The organism is Methylobacterium fujisawaense, from assembly GCF_039619325.1.
Classification (GTDB): Bacteria; Pseudomonadota; Alphaproteobacteria; order Rhizobiales; family Beijerinckiaceae; genus Methylobacterium; species Methylobacterium fujisawaense.
In genome coordinates, this window is sequence record NZ_CP155000.1 from 6088700 (window position 1) to 6106332 (window position 17633).

18 protein-coding genes are annotated in these 17633 nt (G+C 72.3%); 14 read left to right on the plus strand and 4 right to left on the minus strand.

The features are described from left to right. Nucleotides 1–72: 72 nt before the first annotated feature. On the plus strand, nt 73–1056 hold the full coding sequence (gene lipA, locus ABC766_RS28945) for a lipoyl synthase (RefSeq protein ID WP_043757429.1): 984 nt from the start codon (nt 73–75) through the stop codon (nt 1054–1056). A gap of 15 nt (nt 1057–1071) precedes the next feature. Then, nucleotides 1072–1530, plus strand: coding sequence for a type II toxin-antitoxin system RatA family toxin (locus ABC766_RS28950; protein ID WP_043352527.1), 459 nt, complete (start codon nt 1072–1074; stop codon nt 1528–1530). 75 nt (nt 1531–1605) lie between these two features. Here the strand turns inward: ABC766_RS28950 and ABC766_RS28955 are convergent, their stop codons facing one another. Both ABC766_RS28955 and ABC766_RS28960 read right to left on the minus strand, forming a co-directional pair. Beyond that, nucleotides 1606–2823, minus strand: coding sequence for an FAD-dependent oxidoreductase (locus ABC766_RS28955; RefSeq protein WP_345820061.1), 1218 nt, complete (start codon nt 2821–2823; stop codon nt 1606–1608). 22 nt (nt 2824–2845) lie between these two features. Next, nucleotides 2846–3343, minus strand: coding sequence for a CinA family protein (locus ABC766_RS28960; protein ID WP_043384461.1), 498 nt, complete (start codon nt 3341–3343; stop codon nt 2846–2848). Nucleotides 3344–3444: 101 nt separating this feature from the next. On the opposite strand from ABC766_RS28960, the gene ABC766_RS28965 reads away from it, so the two are divergent. Beyond that, nucleotides 3445–3843, plus strand: a complete 399-nt coding sequence (locus ABC766_RS28965; RefSeq protein ID WP_043757423.1) for an MAPEG family protein — start codon at nt 3445–3447, stop codon at nt 3841–3843. A 226-nt stretch (nt 3844–4069) separates the two neighbouring features. Here the strand turns inward: ABC766_RS28965 and ABC766_RS28970 are convergent, their stop codons facing one another. Further along, nucleotides 4070–5401: a bifunctional 2-C-methyl-D-erythritol 4-phosphate cytidylyltransferase/2-C-methyl-D-erythritol 2,4-cyclodiphosphate synthase gene (locus tag ABC766_RS28970; protein ID WP_345820062.1), complete on the minus strand. Its 1332-nt coding sequence runs from the start codon at nt 5399–5401 to the stop codon at nt 4070–4072. A 171-nt stretch (nt 5402–5572) separates the two neighbouring features. On the opposite strand from ABC766_RS28970, the gene dusB reads away from it, so the two are divergent. From dusB to ntrC, 3 genes are read left to right on the plus strand one after another with little or no spacing between them, the layout of a single operon-like run. After that, nucleotides 5573–6598: a tRNA dihydrouridine synthase DusB gene (gene dusB / locus ABC766_RS28975; protein ID WP_345820063.1), complete on the plus strand. Its 1026-nt coding sequence runs from the start codon at nt 5573–5575 to the stop codon at nt 6596–6598. Further along, entirely contained in the window at nt 6595–7737 is a 1143-nt protein-coding gene (locus ABC766_RS28980) for a two-component system sensor histidine kinase NtrB (RefSeq protein WP_043384443.1), read from the plus strand. The genes dusB and ABC766_RS28980 overlap by 4 nt, the downstream gene beginning before the upstream one ends. Nucleotides 7738–7785: 48 nt before the next feature. Beyond that, a complete protein-coding gene (ntrC, locus tag ABC766_RS28985) occupies nt 7786–9252 on the plus strand; it encodes a nitrogen regulation protein NR(I) (RefSeq protein WP_043384440.1) in 1467 nt (488 codons plus the stop codon). Between the two features lie 88 nt (nt 9253–9340). Here the strand turns inward: ntrC and ABC766_RS28990 are convergent, their stop codons facing one another. After that, the gene (locus ABC766_RS28990) at nt 9341–9610 is read right to left on the minus strand and encodes a hypothetical protein (protein WP_043384437.1); all 270 of its coding nucleotides are present in this window, start codon (nt 9608–9610) and stop codon (nt 9341–9343) included. 89 nt (nt 9611–9699) lie between these two features. Here ABC766_RS28990 and ABC766_RS28995 point away from each other — a divergent pair, with 89 nt between their 5' ends. The 8 genes from ABC766_RS28995 to rarD all read left to right on the plus strand — a co-directional run bounded on the left by ABC766_RS28995 (nt 9700) and on the right by rarD (nt 17631). Further along, on the plus strand, nt 9700–9873 hold the full coding sequence (locus ABC766_RS28995) for a ribosome modulation factor (RefSeq protein WP_164706383.1): 174 nt from the start codon (nt 9700–9702) through the stop codon (nt 9871–9873). Between the two features lie 107 nt (nt 9874–9980). Next, a complete protein-coding gene (gene metC / locus ABC766_RS29000; RefSeq protein ID WP_043757405.1) occupies nt 9981–11171 on the plus strand; it encodes a cystathionine beta-lyase in 1191 nt (396 codons plus the stop codon). Nucleotides 11172–11259: 88 nt separating this feature from the next. Continuing rightward, nucleotides 11260–12993 carry a glycosyl transferase gene (locus tag ABC766_RS29005; protein WP_345820064.1) on the plus strand — a complete coding sequence of 578 codons (1734 nt, stop codon included), beginning with the start codon at nt 11260–11262 and terminating at the stop codon, nt 12991–12993. After that, nucleotides 12990–13757, plus strand: coding sequence for a glycosyltransferase (locus tag ABC766_RS29010; RefSeq protein WP_345820065.1), 768 nt, complete (start codon nt 12990–12992; stop codon nt 13755–13757). Before ABC766_RS29005 ends, ABC766_RS29010 begins: the two co-directional genes overlap by 4 nt. After that, nucleotides 13751–14083, plus strand: a complete 333-nt coding sequence (locus ABC766_RS29015; protein WP_043349371.1) for a lipid-A-disaccharide synthase N-terminal domain-containing protein — start codon at nt 13751–13753, stop codon at nt 14081–14083. The genes ABC766_RS29010 and ABC766_RS29015 overlap by 7 nt, the downstream gene beginning before the upstream one ends. Continuing rightward, on the plus strand, nt 14080–14682 hold the full coding sequence (locus tag ABC766_RS29020) for a pyridoxamine 5'-phosphate oxidase family protein (protein ID WP_043349369.1): 603 nt from the start codon (nt 14080–14082) through the stop codon (nt 14680–14682). Before ABC766_RS29015 ends, ABC766_RS29020 begins: the two co-directional genes overlap by 4 nt. A gap of 244 nt (nt 14683–14926) precedes the next feature. After that, nucleotides 14927–16618, plus strand: coding sequence for a methyl-accepting chemotaxis protein (locus ABC766_RS29025; RefSeq protein WP_345820066.1), 1692 nt, complete (start codon nt 14927–14929; stop codon nt 16616–16618). A 116-nt stretch (nt 16619–16734) separates the two neighbouring features. Continuing rightward, the gene (rarD, locus tag ABC766_RS29030) at nt 16735–17631 is read left to right on the plus strand and encodes an EamA family transporter RarD (protein ID WP_043352599.1); all 897 of its coding nucleotides are present in this window, start codon (nt 16735–16737) and stop codon (nt 17629–17631) included. Nucleotides 17632–17633 lie beyond the last annotated feature (2 nt).

Below are 17633 nucleotides of genomic sequence, written 5' to 3' on the forward strand. Positions count from 1 at the left end.
CTTGGGCCTTAAGTCAGGGCGATCCCGACCGCGCCCACGGGCGCCTCCCCGCGGTGTGGCAGCCCCCGACCCATGGCCGTCGTCCTCGACATCCTGAAGAACGATCCGCGCACCGCGCGCCTGCGCCATCCCGAGAAGGCGCACCGGCCCGACCAGCCCGTCCAGGCCAAGAAGCCGGACTGGATCCGCGTGAAGGCGCCCGGCTCCAAGGCCTGGACCGAGACCCAGAAGATCGTGCGCGAGCACGGCCTCGTCACGGTCTGCGAGGAGGCCGGCTGCCCCAATATCGGCGAGTGCTGGGAGAAGCGGCACGCCACCTTCATGATCATGGGCGACACCTGCACGCGGGCCTGCGCCTTCTGCAACGTCCGCACCGGCCTGCCCGACGCCCTCGACGCCGGGGAGCCCGAGAAGATCGCCGATTCGGTGGCCAAGCTCGGCCTGCACCACGTGGTGATCACCTCGGTGGACCGGGACGACCTGAAGGACGGCGGCGCCGAGCACTTCGCCCGAACCATCGCGGCGATCCGCCGGGCGAGCCCCGGCACGACCGTCGAGATCCTGACCCCCGACTTCCTGCGCAAGGACGGGGCTCTGGAGGTCGTCGTCGCCGCCAAGCCCGACGTGTTCAACCACAACCTCGAGACGGTCCCGGCCAAGTATCTGACGGTGCGGCCCGGCGCCCGCTACTTCCACTCGGTGCGCCTGCTCCAGCGGGTGAAGGAGCTCGACCCGACGATCTTCACCAAGTCCGGCATCATGGTCGGGCTCGGCGAGGAGCGGAACGAGGTGCTCCAGCTCATGGACGACCTTCGCTCGGCCGACGTCGACTTCCTGACCATCGGCCAGTATCTGCAGCCGTCGAAGAAGCACCACGAGGTCGTGCGCTTCGTGCCGCCCGACGAATTCAAGGCCTACGAGACCACCGCTTACGCCAAGGGCTTCCTGCTGGTCTCGGCCACACCGCTCACCCGCTCGTCGCACCACGCCGGCGAGGACTTTTCGCGCCTTCAGGCGGCCCGCCTCGCGAAACTGTCGCCCGCGCTCTCGGCCTGAGGAAATCCCAACACCATGCCGTCCTTCCGGGTCACCCGCGCGGTGAAGCACACGCCGCAGCAGATGTACGACCTCGTCGCCGACGTGGAGCGCTATCCCGAGTTCCTGCCGCTCTGCGAATCCCTGCGAATCATCCGCCGCCAGGACATGCCCGACGGCGGCCAAGTGCTGATCGCCGAGATGGGCGTGGGCTACAAGGCGATCCGCGAGCGCTTCACCACCCGGGTCACCCTCGATCCCGCGAACCTCAAGATCGTGGCCGAGTATATCGACGGTCCGTTCCGGCATCTGGAAAACCGCTGGCTCTTCAAGGATGCGCCGAACGGGGGGTGCAACGTCGACTTCTTCATCACCTACGAGTTCAAGAGCCGCACCCTGGGGCTCCTCATGGGCACGATGTTCGACCGGGCCTTCCGCAAGTTCACCGACGCCTTCGAGGGGCGCGCCAACCGGATGTACGGCGCCGGAGCATAGGCCGCACCGTCACCGCGCGCCGCGAAGCCCGCAGGGCCGGCCCTGGATGGCTCCGCCGCGTTCGGGGAAAGGGCGTCAGGCGCGCAGCGGCGCACGCACGTGCTCGGGCCGCACGCCCATGCCGATCATCCGCGCCGGCAGGACCTGCAGTCGCGGCACGGCATCGAGGAGGCGCAGCGCCAGGGGCGCCCGGAACGGCGCATCGGCCGCGAGGGACGCGGCGATCACCCGGGACTGGATCATCCGCTGGAGCGCCTGGGTCGCCCGGACCGGGAACATCCGCCGGGCTTGGACCCGGGCGAGATCGGCCTCCGAGAGCCGGCCGGCCCGCAGGGGCTCGACCAGGAGGTTGGCTGCCGCCACCGCATCCTGGATCGCCAGGTTGATTCCGACGCCGCCCACGGGCGACATCGCGTGCGCGGCATCGCCGATACAGAGCAGCCCGGGTCGGTACCAGCGGTCGAGCCGGTCGACGGTGACGGTCAGGAGCTTGACGTCGTCCCAATCGGCGATGGCCGCGGTGCGGTCGGCCAGGAACGGCGCGATCGCCGCCACCGCCGCCCGGAAGGCCGGCAGGCCCTTCGCGCGGAGCTCCGCGTCGCCGCCCTTCGGCACCACGTAGGCGCATTGCCATAGGTCGCCCCGGTCGAGGGTGATCAGGATCCGCCCCGGACCGAACCGTCCGGCCGCCGCCTCCGGGTCGCCATCCCGGCGCGGCAGGCGGAACCACAGCACGTCGATCGGCGCCCCGAAGGCCCGGGGCGTAAAGCCCGCGCGCGCGCGCATCCGCGAGTGACGGCCATCCGCACAGAGCACGAGATCGGACCGGATCTCCACCGGCCTATCCGGCCCCTCGGCCCGCACGCCCGCGATCCGACCATCCGCCTCGATGAGATCGCGGGCCTCGGTCCGGCGGAGCAGCCGGAACCCAGAATACTGGGCCGCCGCGCCGGCCAGAAAATCCAAAAAGTCCCATTGCGGCATGAAGGACAGGAAGCGGTTCCGGGTCGGCAGCCGGCTGAAATCGGCGACCCGGTAGCTGCGTCCATCGACGACGCCCGAAAAGGTCTCGACGCGCCGCTGGGGGAGGGCGCGGAAGCGCTCCGTGAAGCCCAGCTCGTCCATCAGGTCGAGGGTCGAGGGGTGGATCGTGTCGCCGCGGAAGTCGCGCAGGAAATCCGCGTGCTTCTCCAGGACGGTCACGTCGATCCCGGCGCGGGCGAAGAGCAGTCCGGCCATCATCCCGGCCGGGCCGCCGCCGACGATGCAGAGGCGCGTCGTCACCCTGTCCATGGACGTCCCTCCCGGGTTGCGGTCAGCCGCGAATGGCCTCCTCCAGAAGGCCGAGGGCGTCGGCGACCGCGGCGCAGCGGATGCCCGCGCGTCCGAGATCGCCGTAGCGACGCTCCAGAAGGCGGATGCCGCCCTCCCGCTGGGCGAGGCCGAAATGCACGAGTCCGACCGGTTTCTCGGCGCTGCCGCCGCCGGGTCCGGCAATGCCGGTGATCGCCACCGCGACGGAGGCCCGCGATGCGGCGAGCGCGCCCGCGGCCATCGCTCCCGCCACCGGCGCGCTCACGGCACCGTGCTGGCGGATGAGATCCATCGGCACGCCGATGGATTCGGCCTTGGCCTCGTTCGAGTAGGTGACGAACCCGCGCTCCACGACGGCCGAGGAACCCGGTACCGCGGTCAGCAGGCCCGCCACGAGCCCGCCCGTGCAGGATTCGGCCGTGGCGATGGTGCGCCGGGCCGCCGTGAAGGCCGCCACCAGCGCCGCGGCCCGCGCGAGAAGCTCTGCGTCTTCGATCATCGCGAACGGGCTCCCGTCGGGCGGCCGCGCCCTATCTCGTGTTGTGACCCAAGGCCGAGCCCGGCTCAAGGACCGGCGGCCGCCATCGGAGACACCCATCCATGATCTTCCCCGCGACCACGGCCGTCTTTGCCGGGCTGCTCGCCCTCGTGTACCTCGGCCTCTCGGGCTGGGTGATGGCGAGCCGCGTCTCCGGCAACGTGCTGTTCGGGGACGGGGGCGACGAGACGATGCTCAAGCGCGTCCGCTCGCACGCCAATTTCGCGGAATACGTGCCCCTGGCGCTCATCGTCATCGGCCTGCTGGAGGCGGGCGGCGGCGGCCACACTCTGGTCCAGGCCCTGCTGATCGCCCTGCTGGTCGGCCGGATCCTGCACCCGATCGGGATGTTCGCGCCCCCGAACTCCCCGCGCCAGTTCGCCTGCCGGGGCGGCGGCATCCTGCTGACGATGGCGGCTTTGGCCATCGCGGCGATCGCGCTGCTGCTGCGGGTGGCTTGAAGCGGAGCGCGGCCGGACGCTTCAAGCGGTTAGAGAGCGGTTGTCCCGGCGGCTCGCCCTCGCCGACATGCCGATTCGCGGATCGGATCCTGCACCGCGATTTCCGGATCGGACGCGGGCCCCTGTCCCGCGCGAGAGACGGGCCGGTCGCGTTCCGGTGTCACCATCGGTGCCAGCAGGCGGAGGGCGCGGTCGTCATGTCCCGACCGCGTCCCGGGCCCTGGCTTCAGCCCTGCCGCATCGCGGTCTCGGCCTGCGCATCGAGGGCGGGACCGTCCTCCTCGGGCAGCCGCACGGTCGCGGCGGCCTGGGCGGCGAGGCCTTCGGCCCGGCCGACGAAGCCGAGCTTCTCGGTGGTCGTCGCCTTGATGGAGACCGCCGAGAGCGGCACACCCGCGATGGCGGCGATGCGCGCGCGAATCTCTTCGCGGTGCTTCCCGATGCGCGGCGCCTCGGCCAGCACGGTGATGTCGAGGTGGTCGATGCGGCCGCCGCGGGCACGGACCAGCCCGCAGGCATGGGCCAGGAACTGGTCCGAGGCGGCCCCGCGCCAGCGCTCGTCGGAGGGCGGGAAATGGGTGCCGATGTCGCCGTCCGCGATGGCGCCGAGCAGCGCATCGGTCAGGGCGTGCAGCGCCACGTCGCCGTCGGAATGGGCGAGGACGCCCCGATCCGCGGGGATCTTCACGCCGCCCAGCCAGACATGGTCGCCGGTGGTGAAGGCGTGCACGTCGAAGCCGGTGCCGAGGCGGGTCACGTAGGTGGTCATGGCGCGGGCTCCCGGCGCTGGCGATTCGTTGATCTCGGTCGCGAAGGCGCGGTCCGCCTCGATCAGGTCGGCGGGCTGGGTGATCTTGCGGTTGGCGACGTCGCCCGCAAAGACCACCACCGGCAGGCCGGCCCATTCGGCGAGCGCGCCGTCGTCGGTGAAGCCGTCGAGGCCCTGCGCGGCGGCGTCCCGGTGGGCGGCGAGCAGCGGACCGAAGGTGAAGGCCTGGGGCGTCTGCACCGCGCGGAGGTGCTCCCGGGGCGGCGTCTCGTGCACCCGGCCGATGCCGGGCGCGATATCGACGACGCGCTTGACCGTGTCGGTCACCGGGACGCCGGGTACGGCCGCGCCGTGATCCCGCCCCGCCGCGATCGCCCGGGCGATGAGCGCGGCGTCCACATAGGGGCGCGCCGCGTCGTGGACCAGAACGATCTCGGGCGCCGACCCGACCGCCAGGGCTTCGAGCCCGGCGCGCACGGAGAGCTGGCGGGTCGCCCCGCCCGCCACCGGCGCCGTGATCTTCGCGCGGATTGCGGGTGGAAGTTCGTCCAGGCAGTTCCGGAAGAAGTCCGCCGCGTCGGCGGCGATCACCGGCTGGATAAGCGCGATCCCGTCATCCGCGGCGAGGGCCGCTAGGGTGCGGGTGAGGACCGCCTGTCCGCCGACCCGGCGGTACTGCTTGGGCGTGCCGCCGCCGATGCGGATACCGCGGCCCGCGGCCACCACCACCGCGGCGACGCCGGCTCCCGCGCTGGCGGGTCCGATGGCTGGCGTGCCGGTGGCGGACATGGGCGACGAACTCGTGAGGGCCTGAGGAGCGGAGGGGCGGCCGGCGCGCGGGCCAGCGCTGCCGCCGGAAGCCTGCCGCAGAGGATGCCCGTCGTTTAAGCGGGGGAGGGCCCGAAATCAACGCGCGGTCCCGCTTGCCAGCGGGCCGGGCTTGCCTCATTGTTGTGCAGAATGACGACTGACCATTATTTGAGCGCGCTGCGCCGCGAAGGTGCGAAGGCCGGAGCGGCAGACGCCGCCCCGCTCTGCCTGCTGGCCCCGCTTTCGGGCGTCACCGACCTGCACATGCGCCGCATCGCCCGCCGCTGCGGCGCCGACGCGGTCATCTCCGAGATGGTGGCGGCGCGGGAATTCACCCGCGGCTCCGGCGAGGCCACCCTGCGCGCGGAAGGCTCCGGCGTCGACCTGCACGTGGTCCAGCTCGCGGGCTGCGAGGCCGCCCCGATGGCGGAGGCGGCCCGGCTGGCGGAGGCCGGGGGCGCCCACGTGATCGACGTGAACATGGGCTGCCCGGCCAAGATCGTCACGGGGATCGCGTCAGGCTCGGCGCTGATGCGCGACCTCGACCACGCCGAGCGCCTGCTCGCGGCCGTGCGGGGCGCGGTGTCGGTCCCGGTGACCGTGAAGATGCGACTCGGCTGGGACGACGCGAACCGCAACGCCGCCGATCTCGCCGCCCGCGCCGAGCGGCTGGGCCTCAACGCCGTGACCGTCCACGGGCGGACCCGGCAGCAATTCTACAAGGGCCGCGCCGACTGGGTGGCGATCCGCTCGGTGGTCGCGGCGGTGTCGATCCCGGTGATCGCCAACGGCGACGTGACCGACCTCGCCAGCGCCCGGGCCTGCCTCGCGGCGTCCGGGGCGGCGGGGGTGATGATCGGCCGGGCGGCGACCGGCCGGCCCTGGCTGGTCGGGCACATCGCGTCGGCCCTGGCCGGACGGCCTATGCCGGAACCGGAGCGGGCGGATCAGGCCTCCCTGGCCGCCGAGCACTATGCGGGGCTCCTGTCGCTCTACGGCCGGGACATGGGCGTGCGGCACGCGCGCAAGCACCTCGCCGCCTATGCCGAGACCGGAGGGGCGCTGGACCCGGCGGAGCGCGCGGCGCTGCTCACCACCACCGATCCGGCGACGGCCCAGGCCCTGCTGGCCCGCGCCTTTGCAGGCTCGGCGGATCCTGTCCAGGAGGCCGCGTGAGCGACGATTCTCTCCCGCAGGCGACCGGCAGCCGGCGCGACACCGCCGCCGAGGCCGTGCTCAACGCCCTGCCGCTGCCGGTCCTGACCATCGGCGGCGACGAGCAGATCCTCCACTGCAACCACGCCGCGGAGGCCTTCTTCGACTACTCGGCGCGGCTGATGCAGCGCCGGCGGCTGCGCGACATCATCCCCTTCGCCTCGCCGATCATCGCCCTGGTGGCCGAGGTCCGGCGGCGGCGCGCCAGCGTCAGCGAGTACCGGGTCGAGCTGACCCAGCCCCGCCTCGGCCTGGAGCGCAGCGTCGACGTGTTCGCGACACCGCTCGGCGACGACGGCGACGCCGTAGTGATGATGCTCCAGGAGCGGACCATCGCCGACAAGATGAACCGCCAGCTCACCCATCGCGGGGCGGCGCGCTCGATGGTGGCGCTGGGCGCGATGCTGGCCCACGAGATCAAGAACCCGCTCGCCGGCATCCGCGGCGCGGCGCAGCTCCTGGAGAGCACCGGCGCCGAGGAGGACCGGCTGCTCACCCGCCTGATCTGCGACGAATCCGACCGGATCGTCCGCATCGTCGAGCGCATGGAGCTGTTCGGCGACGAGCGCCCCTCGGATCGCGGTGCCGTCAACGTTCACGGGGTGCTCGATCAGGTGAAGCGCTCGGCGCAGTCGGGCTTCGCGCGGCATATCCGCTTCATCGAGACCTACGACCCGTCGCTGCCGCCGGTTCTCGGCAACCGCGACCAGCTGATCCAGGTGATCCTGAACCTCGTGAAGAACGCCGCAGAGGCGATCGGCCCGGACGCGGTCGAGGGCGAGATCACCCTGTCGACCGCCTTCCGCACCGGCCTGCGCCTGCAGGTGCCGGGCTCCCGCGAGCGGGTCAGCCTGCCGATCGAGGTGGCCGTGCGCGACAACGGCCCGGGCATCTCGGCCGACCTGCTGCCGGACCTGTTCGATCCGTTCGTCACCACCAAGGCACAAGGCTCCGGCCTCGGTCTTGCATTGGTGGCCAAGATCGTCGGCGATCACGGTGGGATCGTCGAATGCGATCCTGCCCCGCGCCGCACGGCGTTCCGCATCCTTCTGCCGATGTCGAGTGCCCGGGACGGGCGCGAATCGGCGGTCGATCCGTGATGTCGATCCCCGAATCCGGCCCCCCGTCGGAGGTCTGAGTAGAGAGTCATGCCGAACGGCCACATCATCGTCGCCGACGACGACGCCGCAATCCGCACCGTGCTCAACCAAGCGCTGTCACGGGCGGGCTACGAGGTTCGCTCGACGGGCAATTGCGCCACCCTCTGGCGCTGGGTCGCGCAGGGGGAGGGCGACCTCGTCATCACCGACGTGGTGATGCCCGACGAGAACGTGTTCGACCTCCTGCCGCGCATCAAGCGCGTGCGGCCGGAGCTTCCGATCATCGTCATGAGCGCGCAGAACACCTTCATGACGGCGATCCGCGCCTCGGAGCGGGGTGCCTACGAGTACCTGCCCAAGCCCTTCGACCTGAAGGAGCTGATCGCCATCGTGGGCCGGGCGCTCTCGCGTCCCCGCGGCGCGGCGCCGGCCGGGGCGCCCCCCGAGAACGAGGACATCCCGCTGGTCGGGCGCTCGCCCGCCATGCAGGAGATCTACCGGGCGCTGGCCCGGCTGATGCCGACCGACCTCACCGTGATGATCACCGGCGAGTCCGGCACCGGCAAGGAGCTGGTCGCCCGGGCGCTGCACGATTACGGCCGCCGCCGCACCGGCCCGTTCGTGCCGGTCAACATGGCGGCGATCCCGCGCGACCTGATCGAATCCGAGCTGTTCGGCCACGAGAAGGGCGCCTTCACGGGGGCCCTGCAGCGCTCCGCGGGCCGGTTCGAGCAGGCCGAGGGCGGGACGCTGTTCCTCGACGAGATCGGCGACATGCCCATGGAGGCGCAGACCCGGCTGCTGCGCGTCCTCCAGCAGGGCGAGTACACGACCGTGGGCGGGCGCGTCCCGATCCGCACCAACGTCCGGATCATCGCGGCCACCAACAAGGACCTGCGGGTCTCGATCCAGCAGGGCATCTTCCGCGAGGACCTGTTCTTCCGCCTCAACGTCGTGCCCCTGCGGCTGCCGGCCCTGCGTGAGCGCTCCGAGGACGTGCCGGATCTCGTCCGCCACTTCTTCGTGCTGGTCGAGCGCGAGGGCCTGACCCGGAAGACCCTCGACGGGGACGCCATGGAGCGTCTCAAGCGCTACCGCTGGCCGGGCAACGTCCGCGAGTTGGAGAACCTCGTCCGCCGGCTGGCCGCCCTCTACCCGCAGGAGACGATCACCGGCCCGGTGATCGAGGCCGAGCTCGACACCCTTCCGCTGGCGACGCCCGCGGCCCCGGCCGCCAACGGCGCGGCCCGCAAGGCCAACGGGGAATCCGAGAGCCTGTCCAGCGCGGTGGAGCGCCACCTCTCGGATTATTTCTCCGGCTATCGGGACACCCTGCCACCCCCCGGGCTGTATCACCGGATCCTGCGGGAGATCGAAGGCCCGCTGATCGGCGCGGCGCTCGCCGCCACCCGCGGCAACCAGATCCGCGCGGCGGAACTGCTCGGCGTCAACCGCAACACCCTGCGCAAGAAGGTCCGCGACCTCGACCTGCAGGTGTTCCGCACGGCGCGTTAGCGGCGGCCGGCCGGACGGCTGCTTCGCGGCCACCGCCGCGCTCCGGCGCCTCGGGATGCGATCCAGGGCGGGACAGGCGTGACGGTGCTCAGCGGCCCGGCAGGATCGGGTCGCCGCGCATCAGCGCGTGGAGCCGCTCGGTGTCGAACCCGTTCGGGATGCTGGGCACGGCCGGCTTCGGCGCGGGCGCGGCCTTGACCGGAGCCGGGATCGACCCCGTCGCCGACGGCTCGGCCTGGGCGGCGCGGACCACCGGGGCCGGCGCCAGATGGGCGAGCCGATCGGCGCTGACGAGGGCGACGGTCGCCGTCGAGACGAGGACGAGGACGGCGCCGAGGAGGGAACGCAGGATACGCACGCAACGACCCGGGACGCGACTTGAGACGGCAACAGATTTACGGCGCGGCCGTTAACGAAGCCCCACCCTCAAGTCTTCGGGAGGCGATATTGACCAACGTCCAGGCCACCGCGAGCGACAGCCCGTTCATCCAGGGCCGCAACGCGCGCCTCTACGGAAAACCCGTGAGCGAATGCCCCTATCCGGAAGGCTCCCAGGAGCGTGCCGCCTGGATGGAGGCCTACGAGGAGGCCGCCGTCTCCGATTCGCCCGAGACCCCGTGAGCGCGGCAAACACGGCGTCTCAGGGCTGCGGAACGCCGCGTCCGGCTTGACCTCGCCGGATGCGGCGCGCTTCGTGCGGTGCACCGCAACGCGATCACCGAGCCTCGATGTCCCTGAAGCCTTCGCCCGACGCCCAGCAGACCTTCGCGCCCGCGACGCGCCTCGTGCATGCGGGCCGCGATCCGGGCGAGCAGCACGGCTTCGTGAACACGCCGATCTATCGGGGCTCCACGGTCCTCTATCCGACCTACGACGCGATCAAGAACCGGCGCGGGCGCTACAATTACGGCACCTCGGCGACGCCCACCATGGACGCGCTGACGACCGCCTGGACGGAGCTCGCCGGCGCCGCCGGCACCGTCGTGACGCCCTCGGGCCTCGCGGCGCTCACCGTCGCGCTGATGGCCGCGGTCTCGGCGGGCGACCATCTCCTCGTCACCGATTCCGCCTACCGGCCGACCCGCCAGTTCTGCGACGGCGTGCTGGCGCGCTACGGCGTCGAGGTCACCTATTACGACCCGATCATCGGGGCCGGCATCGCGGACCTGATGCGCCCGAACACCCGGGCCGTGCTGGTCGAGGCCCCCGGCTCGCAGAGCTTCGAGATGCAGGACGTTCCCGCGATCGCCGAGGTTGCGCACGCCCGCGACGCCTGCGTGATCATGGACAACACCTGGGCGACGCCGCTGCTGTTCCCGCCGCATGAGCGCGGGGTCGACATCGCCGTGGAGGCCGGCACCAAGTACCTGAGCGGCGGCTCGGACCTGCTGATCGGCCTGACCTCCGCCAACGCGCGCTACTACCCGGCCGTGCGCCGCACCTTCGACCATTTCGCCATGTGCGCCGGCGCCGAGGACATCTTCCTGGCGCTGCGCGGCCTGCGCACCATGAACCTGCGCCTGCGCGAGCACGGCCGCGCCGGGCTGGAGATGGCCCGATGGTTCCAGGCGCGGCCCGAGGTGCTGCGGGTGCTCCATCCCGGCCTGCCCGAGGATCCCGGCCACGCGATCTGGACGCGCGACTTCGCGGGCGCCTCGGGCCTGTTCGGCGTGATCCTCAAGCCGGTGCCCGAGGTGGCTTTGGCCGCCATGCTGGACGGGCTGCAGCTGTTCGGGATGGGCTTCTCCTGGGGCGGCTTCGAGAGCCTCGTGATCCCGTTCGACTGTGCCGGCTACAGGACCGCCACGAAGTGGGCGCCCGGTGGACCGGCCCTGCGCTTCCATATCGGCCTCGAGGACACCGCCGACCTCAAGGCCGACCTCGATGCCGGCTTCGCGCGCCTGCGAGCCGCCACGTAGGCGGATCGGGGCGCCGACGGCGGGGGGCGACCGGCGACGACGCGGCTGCATTTGACCTTCCCGCCCGATCCTGATTGACCGGCCCGGCATGACCACGAGCCTCTCCGCCGACGGCGCTCCGCGCCTCGCCCCAGTCGACCGGATCGGCCGCGGACTCGACGCGCTGAGCCTCACCCATGGCCGGGCCGTCGCCGCCCTGCTGGCGCTGTGCCTGATCCTGTTCCTGCCGGGCCAGATCTCCCTGCAGCCGATGGATCGGGACGAGCCGCGCTTCGCCCAGGCCTCGAAGCAGATGCTGGAGAGCGGCGACCTCGTGGATATCCGCTTCCAGGGCGAAGCGCGGCACAAGAAGCCAGTGGGGATCTACTGGGCCCAGGCCGCCGCCGTGGCGGCCGGCGAGGCGCTGGGCGTGCCCGGGGCCCGCACCCAGATCGCCCTGTACCGCATCCCCTCGCTGATCGGCGCCATCGCCTCGGTGCTGCTCGCCTACTGGGCGGCGCTGGCCTTCCTGCCCCGCCGGCCCGCACTGCTGGCGGCCGCCCTCTACGGCGCCTGCCTGATGCTCTCGGCCGAAGCGCACCTCGCCAAGACCGACGCCCTGCTCGCCGCCTGCGCCACCGCGAGCCTTGCCGCACTCGCCCGCGCGTGGCTGGCGCCGCGGGACGGCACACCGACCTCAGGGCCGACCTCCGGACCAACCTTTGCGGCATTCTGGCTCGGGATGGCGGTCGGGATCCTGGTGAAGGGGCCGATGGTGCCGCTCTTCGTCGCGCTGCCGGCGCTCGGCCTGTCGCTTCGGGCGCGATCCGCCCGCTGGCTGCTGCCCCTCCGGCCCTGGCCGGGCCTCGCCCTCACGCTCCTGCTGGTGGCACCCTGGTTCGCGGCGATCACCTGGAAGAGCGGCGGCGCCTTCTACGCCGAGGCCGTCGGGCACGACATGCTCGGCAAGGTCGGCGGGGCGGCGGAGCGGCACTGGGGGCCACCCGGGGCCTACGCGCTCGTGTTCTTCGCCACCTTCTGGCCCGGGGCGGCCTTCGCGGCCATGAGCCTGCCCTTCGCGTGGCGGGCGCGGCGGGAGCCCGCCGTGGCCTTCCTCATCGCCGCGGTGCTGCCGGCATGGCTGATCTTCGAGGCGGTGCCCACCAAGCTGCCCCACTACGTGCTGCCGCTGATGCCCTGGCTCGCGATCCTCACCGTGCTGGCGTTGTCCCGCGGAGCGCTGGATCCGCGCCTGCGGGGCGCGCGCCTGACGGCCCTGCTGGTGCCGGCGATCCCGGTCGCGCTCAGCCTCGGCCTCTGCCTCGCGGGCTGGCGCCTCGACGCCCACACCATCCCGTGGCCGGCTCTGCCCCTCCTCGCCGCCGCCTGCGCGGTCGCGATCCTGGCCTGGCTCGCCTTCGCGCAGGGATCCGCCGAGCGCGCCCTCGCGCTCGGGGTCCTGGCCTCGGCCCTGCTCGGTCCGGCGGTGCTCGGCGTGGCGCAGCGTTCGCTGCCGGCTTTGAAGGTCTCGCCCCGGCTCGCGGCCCTGCGCGACCGGGTGCCTTGCCCGAACCCGCAGGTGGCGAGCCTGGGCTACCGCGAGCCGAGCCTCGTGTTCCTGATCGGCACCGGCCTCGCCCTGCCGCCCGACGGCGCCGCGGCGCGATCCTTCCTGGAAGGCGGCGGCTGCCGCCTGCTCTTCGTGGAATCCCGGGACCGCGACGACTTCAACGCGGCCTGGCCGGTGGGGCGCGGCGCACCCGCCCCCCTGGCGGAGGTCGAGGGTTTCAACCTCAATACCGGCCGCCGGGTCTTCGTGACGGCCTACGCGGTGGCCCCGTGAACGCGAATCCCCATCTCAGCGTCGTCGTGCCGGTGAAGAACGAGGCCGGCAACATCGCGCCCCTGGTGGCCGAGATCGAGGCCGCCTGCGCGGGGCTGGCCTTCGAGCTGATCTACGTGGATGACGGCTCCACCGACGGCACCCCGGCGGCAATCGCGGCGGCCCGGGCCGGGCGCCCCTGGCTGCGGGCGCTGCGCCACGCCCGGAGCGGCGGCCAGTCGGCGGCGGTGCGCAGCGGCGTCCTCGCGGCCCGCGGCGCGATCGTCGCGACCCTCGATGGCGACGGCCAGAACGATCCGGCCTTCATCCCCGCCCTGCTGGAAGCCCTGGAGGCGGCGGGGCCCGGCGCCGGCCTCGCCCAGGGTCAGCGGCGCGGCCGCAAGGACGGCCCGTTCAAGATGCTCCAGTCCCGGATCGCCAACGGCGTCCGCGGGCGGATCCTCAACGACGCCACCCGCGATACCGGCTGCGGCCTGAAGGTGTTCCGGCGCGCCGTGTATCTCAGGCTGCCGTATTTCGACGCCCTCCACCGGTTCATGCCGGCCCTGGTGGCCCGGGAGGGCTTTTCGGTGGTCCACCGCGACGTGGTCGACCGGCCGCGGCTGACGGGGGTGTCCAATTACGGCCTGTTCGACCGCCTCTGGGTCGGGCTCCTCGATCTCGCCGGGGTCTGGTGGCTGATCCGGCGCAAGCGCGCCGATCCGCGACCCGAGGAGATCGTCGACCCGGCCGGCCAACCCGCAGACCAGGACGTCGGATGCTGATCCAGCTCGCCCACGATCTGCCGGCCTATTTCTACGACGTGTTCGTCACCCGGCTCGACTTCTGGCTGGTCTTCGGCATCGTCGCACAGGTGGTGTTCGGCTCGCGCTTCATCCTGCAATGGATCGCCAGCGAGCGGGCCGGGCGGAGCGTGATGCCGCTGTCGTTCTGGTTCCTGTCGATCCTCGGCGGGCTGATGACCCTGGTCTACGGGTTCGTGCGCCGCGAGCCGGTGATCATCATCGGCCAGGGGCTCTCCACCGGGATCTACCTGCGCAACCTCGCGCTGATCTTCCGGGAGCGGCGGCGGAGGCGCGGCAGCCCGTGAGCCGCGCGCCGCTGCCCGCCTATTACGACGACCTGGACGCGACGTTCGCGGCGCTGTGGGGCCATCTGGCGGACGGCGCCGCGCACGGCCGCAGCGGGTTCCACCTGCCGGTGGTGGCGACGCTCGGCGCGGCGGGCGGCCCGCGGCTGCGCACGGTGGTGCTGCGCGCCGCCGACCGGGATGCCGGAACCCTCCGGTTCCACTGCGACCGCCGCTCCGACAAGGCCGCCGAGATCCTGGCGAACCCGGCCTGCGCGCTCACGGCCTACGACGAGGCGACGAAGATCCAGATCCGCATCGAGGGGCGCGCCGCGCTGCACGTCGACGACGCGGTGGCCGAGGCGGCCTGGGCCGGGTCCCGGGCGATGAGCCGGGTCTGTTACGGGAGCGAACCCGGCCCGGGCACGGCCCTGCCGGCGGGGGACGCCTACGCCCTGCCGGACGAGGCCGCGGCCGGTGCGCTGGGACGGCCGCATTTCGCCGCCGTGCTGGTCCGGGTGGAGCGCCTGGATTTCCTCTACCTCGACCGCCGCGGTCACCGGCGGGCCGCCTGGCACCGGTGCGGGTCGGCATGGCAGGGCGGCTGGCTGGCCCCCTGAAAGAGTGCCGCCGCGCGGGGAAGATGTCGCGCGCGCGACGGCCCGCCGGGGCGCACTCGTCCGAACACGCGGAACGTGCCGCGATTCGACGCGCCGACGGTTGAACGCGAAATCAATCCACACGTCCCGGATGAAAGATTGCGCGACAATCCCATTCGATGTCCGATCCGTCCCAAGCCCCGCGTTCGCAATCGACTTCGCCATCCGCTAACACATAAGCAGCGGCAGCGCGGAGTTTTTCCCAGTGCGTCGCCACTTCAAGTTCCCCATTGCCGTCAAGATCGCCTTCGCGTTCGCCTTCATCGCGGTGAATGCGGTCGGCTTTCTATGGTACATCTCCAAACGGATGACCGCGGCCGATGCGGCCTACAGCGCCTATCTCGGCAACGACGCCACGGCGGCCACGATGGCGGCACGCCTCGGACGCGTGGTCTATCAGATGAGCTACGTGGCCTTCCGCACCCTCGGCGAGGCCGATCCGGACGCGTCGGACCGCATCGGCGCCGCGTTCGAGCCCCTTCCGGCCGAAGCCGCACGCCTCCTCGACGGCGTGCGCCGGAACGCCCCGACATTCGACGCTCGGACCGACCGGATCGCGACGCTCCTGGGCACCTACATCGCACTCACCGGCGAGATGTGCGCCATGGCCAAGAAGGGCATGAGCGCCCAGGCCCTGACGCTGGCGCACACGCAGGTGGATCCGCTCCAGAAGACGCTGTTTGCCGCCCTCGACGCCTTCGTGGACGATCTGAGCACGTCGATCCGCACGGGTTCCGCGGCCCTCAGCGCGGACACCCGCACGACCTTGTCCTGGGCGATCAGCCTGTCGGCAAGTGGTATCGCCGCCAGCATCCTGATCGGTGTTCTGGTGGTGCATGTCGGCGTCGCCCGCCCCCTCGGCCGGTTGACGGCCGCTCTGAAAGCCATGTCGGCCGGGCGGCTCGACGCGGAGGTCCCGGAAGCGCGGCGCAGCGACGAGATCGGTGCCATCGGCAGCGCCGTCGCGGGCATCAAGGCCCTCGTCGCGCGGAAGGCCGTCGAGCAGGCAGAGACCGCGCGGCGGCAGGCCGAGGACGCCGCCGCCGACCGCAGCCGGACCCTCCTGCGGCTCACCGAGGGTTTCGAGCTGACGGTGGGACGCATCATCGGCTTGGTGTCGGAGTCGATCGCCACCCTCCAGACCACCGCCCGGATCATGACCGTCACGGCGACGCGGACCGTCGGCGAATCCACGGCGGTCGCGGGTGCCGCCGAGACGGCCGCGCGCGACGTCGGCACGGTGGCGGCCGCCGCCGAGGAACTCGAAACCACCGTGGCGGAGATCGGCCGGCAGATCGGCGGCTCGGCCATCCTCGCTCAGAGCGCCGTCGTCGAAGCGGATCGGACCGCGACCCTCGTGCAGGATCTCAGCGCCGCCGCCGCCAAGGTCGGCGCGGTGGTGGAGCTGATCGGGGCCATCGCGCGTCAGACCAACCTGCTGGCGCTCAACGCCACCATCGAGGCGGCCCGCGCCGGAGAGGCGGGGCGGGGCTTCGCGATCGTGGCGAGCGAGGTGAAGGACCTCGCCGCGCAGGCGGCCCAGGCGACGGGCGACGTCTCGGGACAGATCGGCCGCATCCAGGGCGTGACCGATCAGGCGGTCGCGGTGATCGCCGCGATCACCGCACGGATCCGCGAGATCGACGGGGTCGCCGCCAGCGTCGCGGCCTCGGTGGCGCAGCAGGAGGCGGCCACCCGGGCGATCGCCCGCAACGTCGTGCAGGCCTCCACCGGCACCCGCGCGGTGACCACCACCATGGCGGCCGTTGCCGCGGCTGCCGGAGAGACCGGGACGGCCGCCGATCGGGTGCAGGCCTGCGCCGCCGCGCTGGCCCGCCAATCCGCGGACCTCGGCGGTGAGGTTCGGCGCTTCCTCGCCACGATCCGCGCGGCGTGAAGACCCGACCGCGACCGCCGGATGGCTGCCCTGCGCGGCACCCCCTGACAGGGACTGGCCCGGCACGCTAAAGCCCGCCGGCCCGGCCGCCCATCCGGGTCGACCGGGAGGACGCCGTGGGCCTCGTCTACGCGCTCGCCGCCTATCTGAGCTGGGGCCTCCTGGTTCCGGTGCATTTCCGGATGCTCGGGGCCTACACCCCGTATCATATCCTGGCGGAGCGCATCGTCTGGTCGAGCCTGTTCGCCGGCGCGTTGGCGCTGGTCCTCGCGGCGCGCCACCGCCTGAACCTGCCGTTCCCGCTGCGCAAGCGGCACGCGCTCCTGCTGCTCTCGGCGGCCATGATCGGCGTGAACTGGCTGCTCTACCTCTACGCGGTCAGCAGCGGGCACCTGCTCGACGCGAGCCTCGGCTACTACATCAATCCCCTGGTCAGCGTGGCATTCGGGCGGGTGGTGCTGGGCGAACGGCTGCGGCCGGCACAGGCGCTGGCCATCGGCATCGCCGCGACGGGCGTCGCCGTCGCGGTGGTCTGGGCCGGTGAGCTGCCCCTCATGTCGCTGTCGCTGGCGGTGAGCTTCGCGCTCTACGGGCTCGCCCGGAAGATCGTCGCCGTCGACGCGCTGGTCGGATTCCTGGCCGAGACCCTCCTGCTCCTGCCGGCCGCCATCGTCTGGCTCGTCCTCTCGCCCGAGCCGTTCCTGCCGTCCGCGCCGGGCGACCGCGCGCTCCTGATGCTCACGGGCCTGACCACCGCGCTGCCGCTGATCTGGTTCGCCGCCGCGGCGGTGCGCCTGCGGCTCACCACCCTCGGCCTGCTGCAATACGTGGCGCCCACCTGCCTGCTTCTCCTCAGCGTCCTCGTCTACGGCGAGCACGTCGAGCCGCACCGGGCGCTCATGCTGGCGCTGATCTGGGTGGCGCTCGCGCTCTACACGGTGGACGCCCTGCGGTTTCGCCGCCTGCCGGCCGCGGCGTCGCCGCGGTCGGATCCGGACGCGATGCGTGTATAAGG

Coding starts and splice junctions, on each gene's coding strand:
- lipA (WP_043757429.1), top strand. CDS start 73: ATGGCCGTCGTCCTCGACATCCTGAAGAACGATCCGCGCACCGCGCGC.
- ABC766_RS28950 (WP_043352527.1), top strand. CDS start 1,072: ATGCCGTCCTTCCGGGTCACCCGCGCGGTGAAGCACACGCCGCAGCAG.
- ABC766_RS28955 (WP_345820061.1), bottom strand. CDS start 2,823: ATGGACAGGGTGACGACGCGCCTCTGCATCGTCGGCGGCGGCCCGGCC.
- ABC766_RS28960 (WP_043384461.1), bottom strand. CDS start 3,343: ATGATCGAAGACGCAGAGCTTCTCGCGCGGGCCGCGGCGCTGGTGGCG.
- ABC766_RS28965 (WP_043757423.1), top strand. CDS start 3,445: ATGATCTTCCCCGCGACCACGGCCGTCTTTGCCGGGCTGCTCGCCCTC.
- ABC766_RS28970 (WP_345820062.1), bottom strand. CDS start 5,401: ATGTCCGCCACCGGCACGCCAGCCATCGGACCCGCCAGCGCGGGAGCC.
- dusB (WP_345820063.1), top strand. CDS start 5,573: ATGACGACTGACCATTATTTGAGCGCGCTGCGCCGCGAAGGTGCGAAG.
- ntrC (WP_043384440.1), top strand. CDS start 7,786: ATGCCGAACGGCCACATCATCGTCGCCGACGACGACGCCGCAATCCGC.
- metC (WP_043757405.1), top strand. CDS start 9,981: ATGTCCCTGAAGCCTTCGCCCGACGCCCAGCAGACCTTCGCGCCCGCG.
- ABC766_RS29005 (WP_345820064.1), top strand. CDS start 11,260: ATGACCACGAGCCTCTCCGCCGACGGCGCTCCGCGCCTCGCCCCAGTC.
- ABC766_RS29015 (WP_043349371.1), top strand. CDS start 13,751: ATGCTGATCCAGCTCGCCCACGATCTGCCGGCCTATTTCTACGACGTG.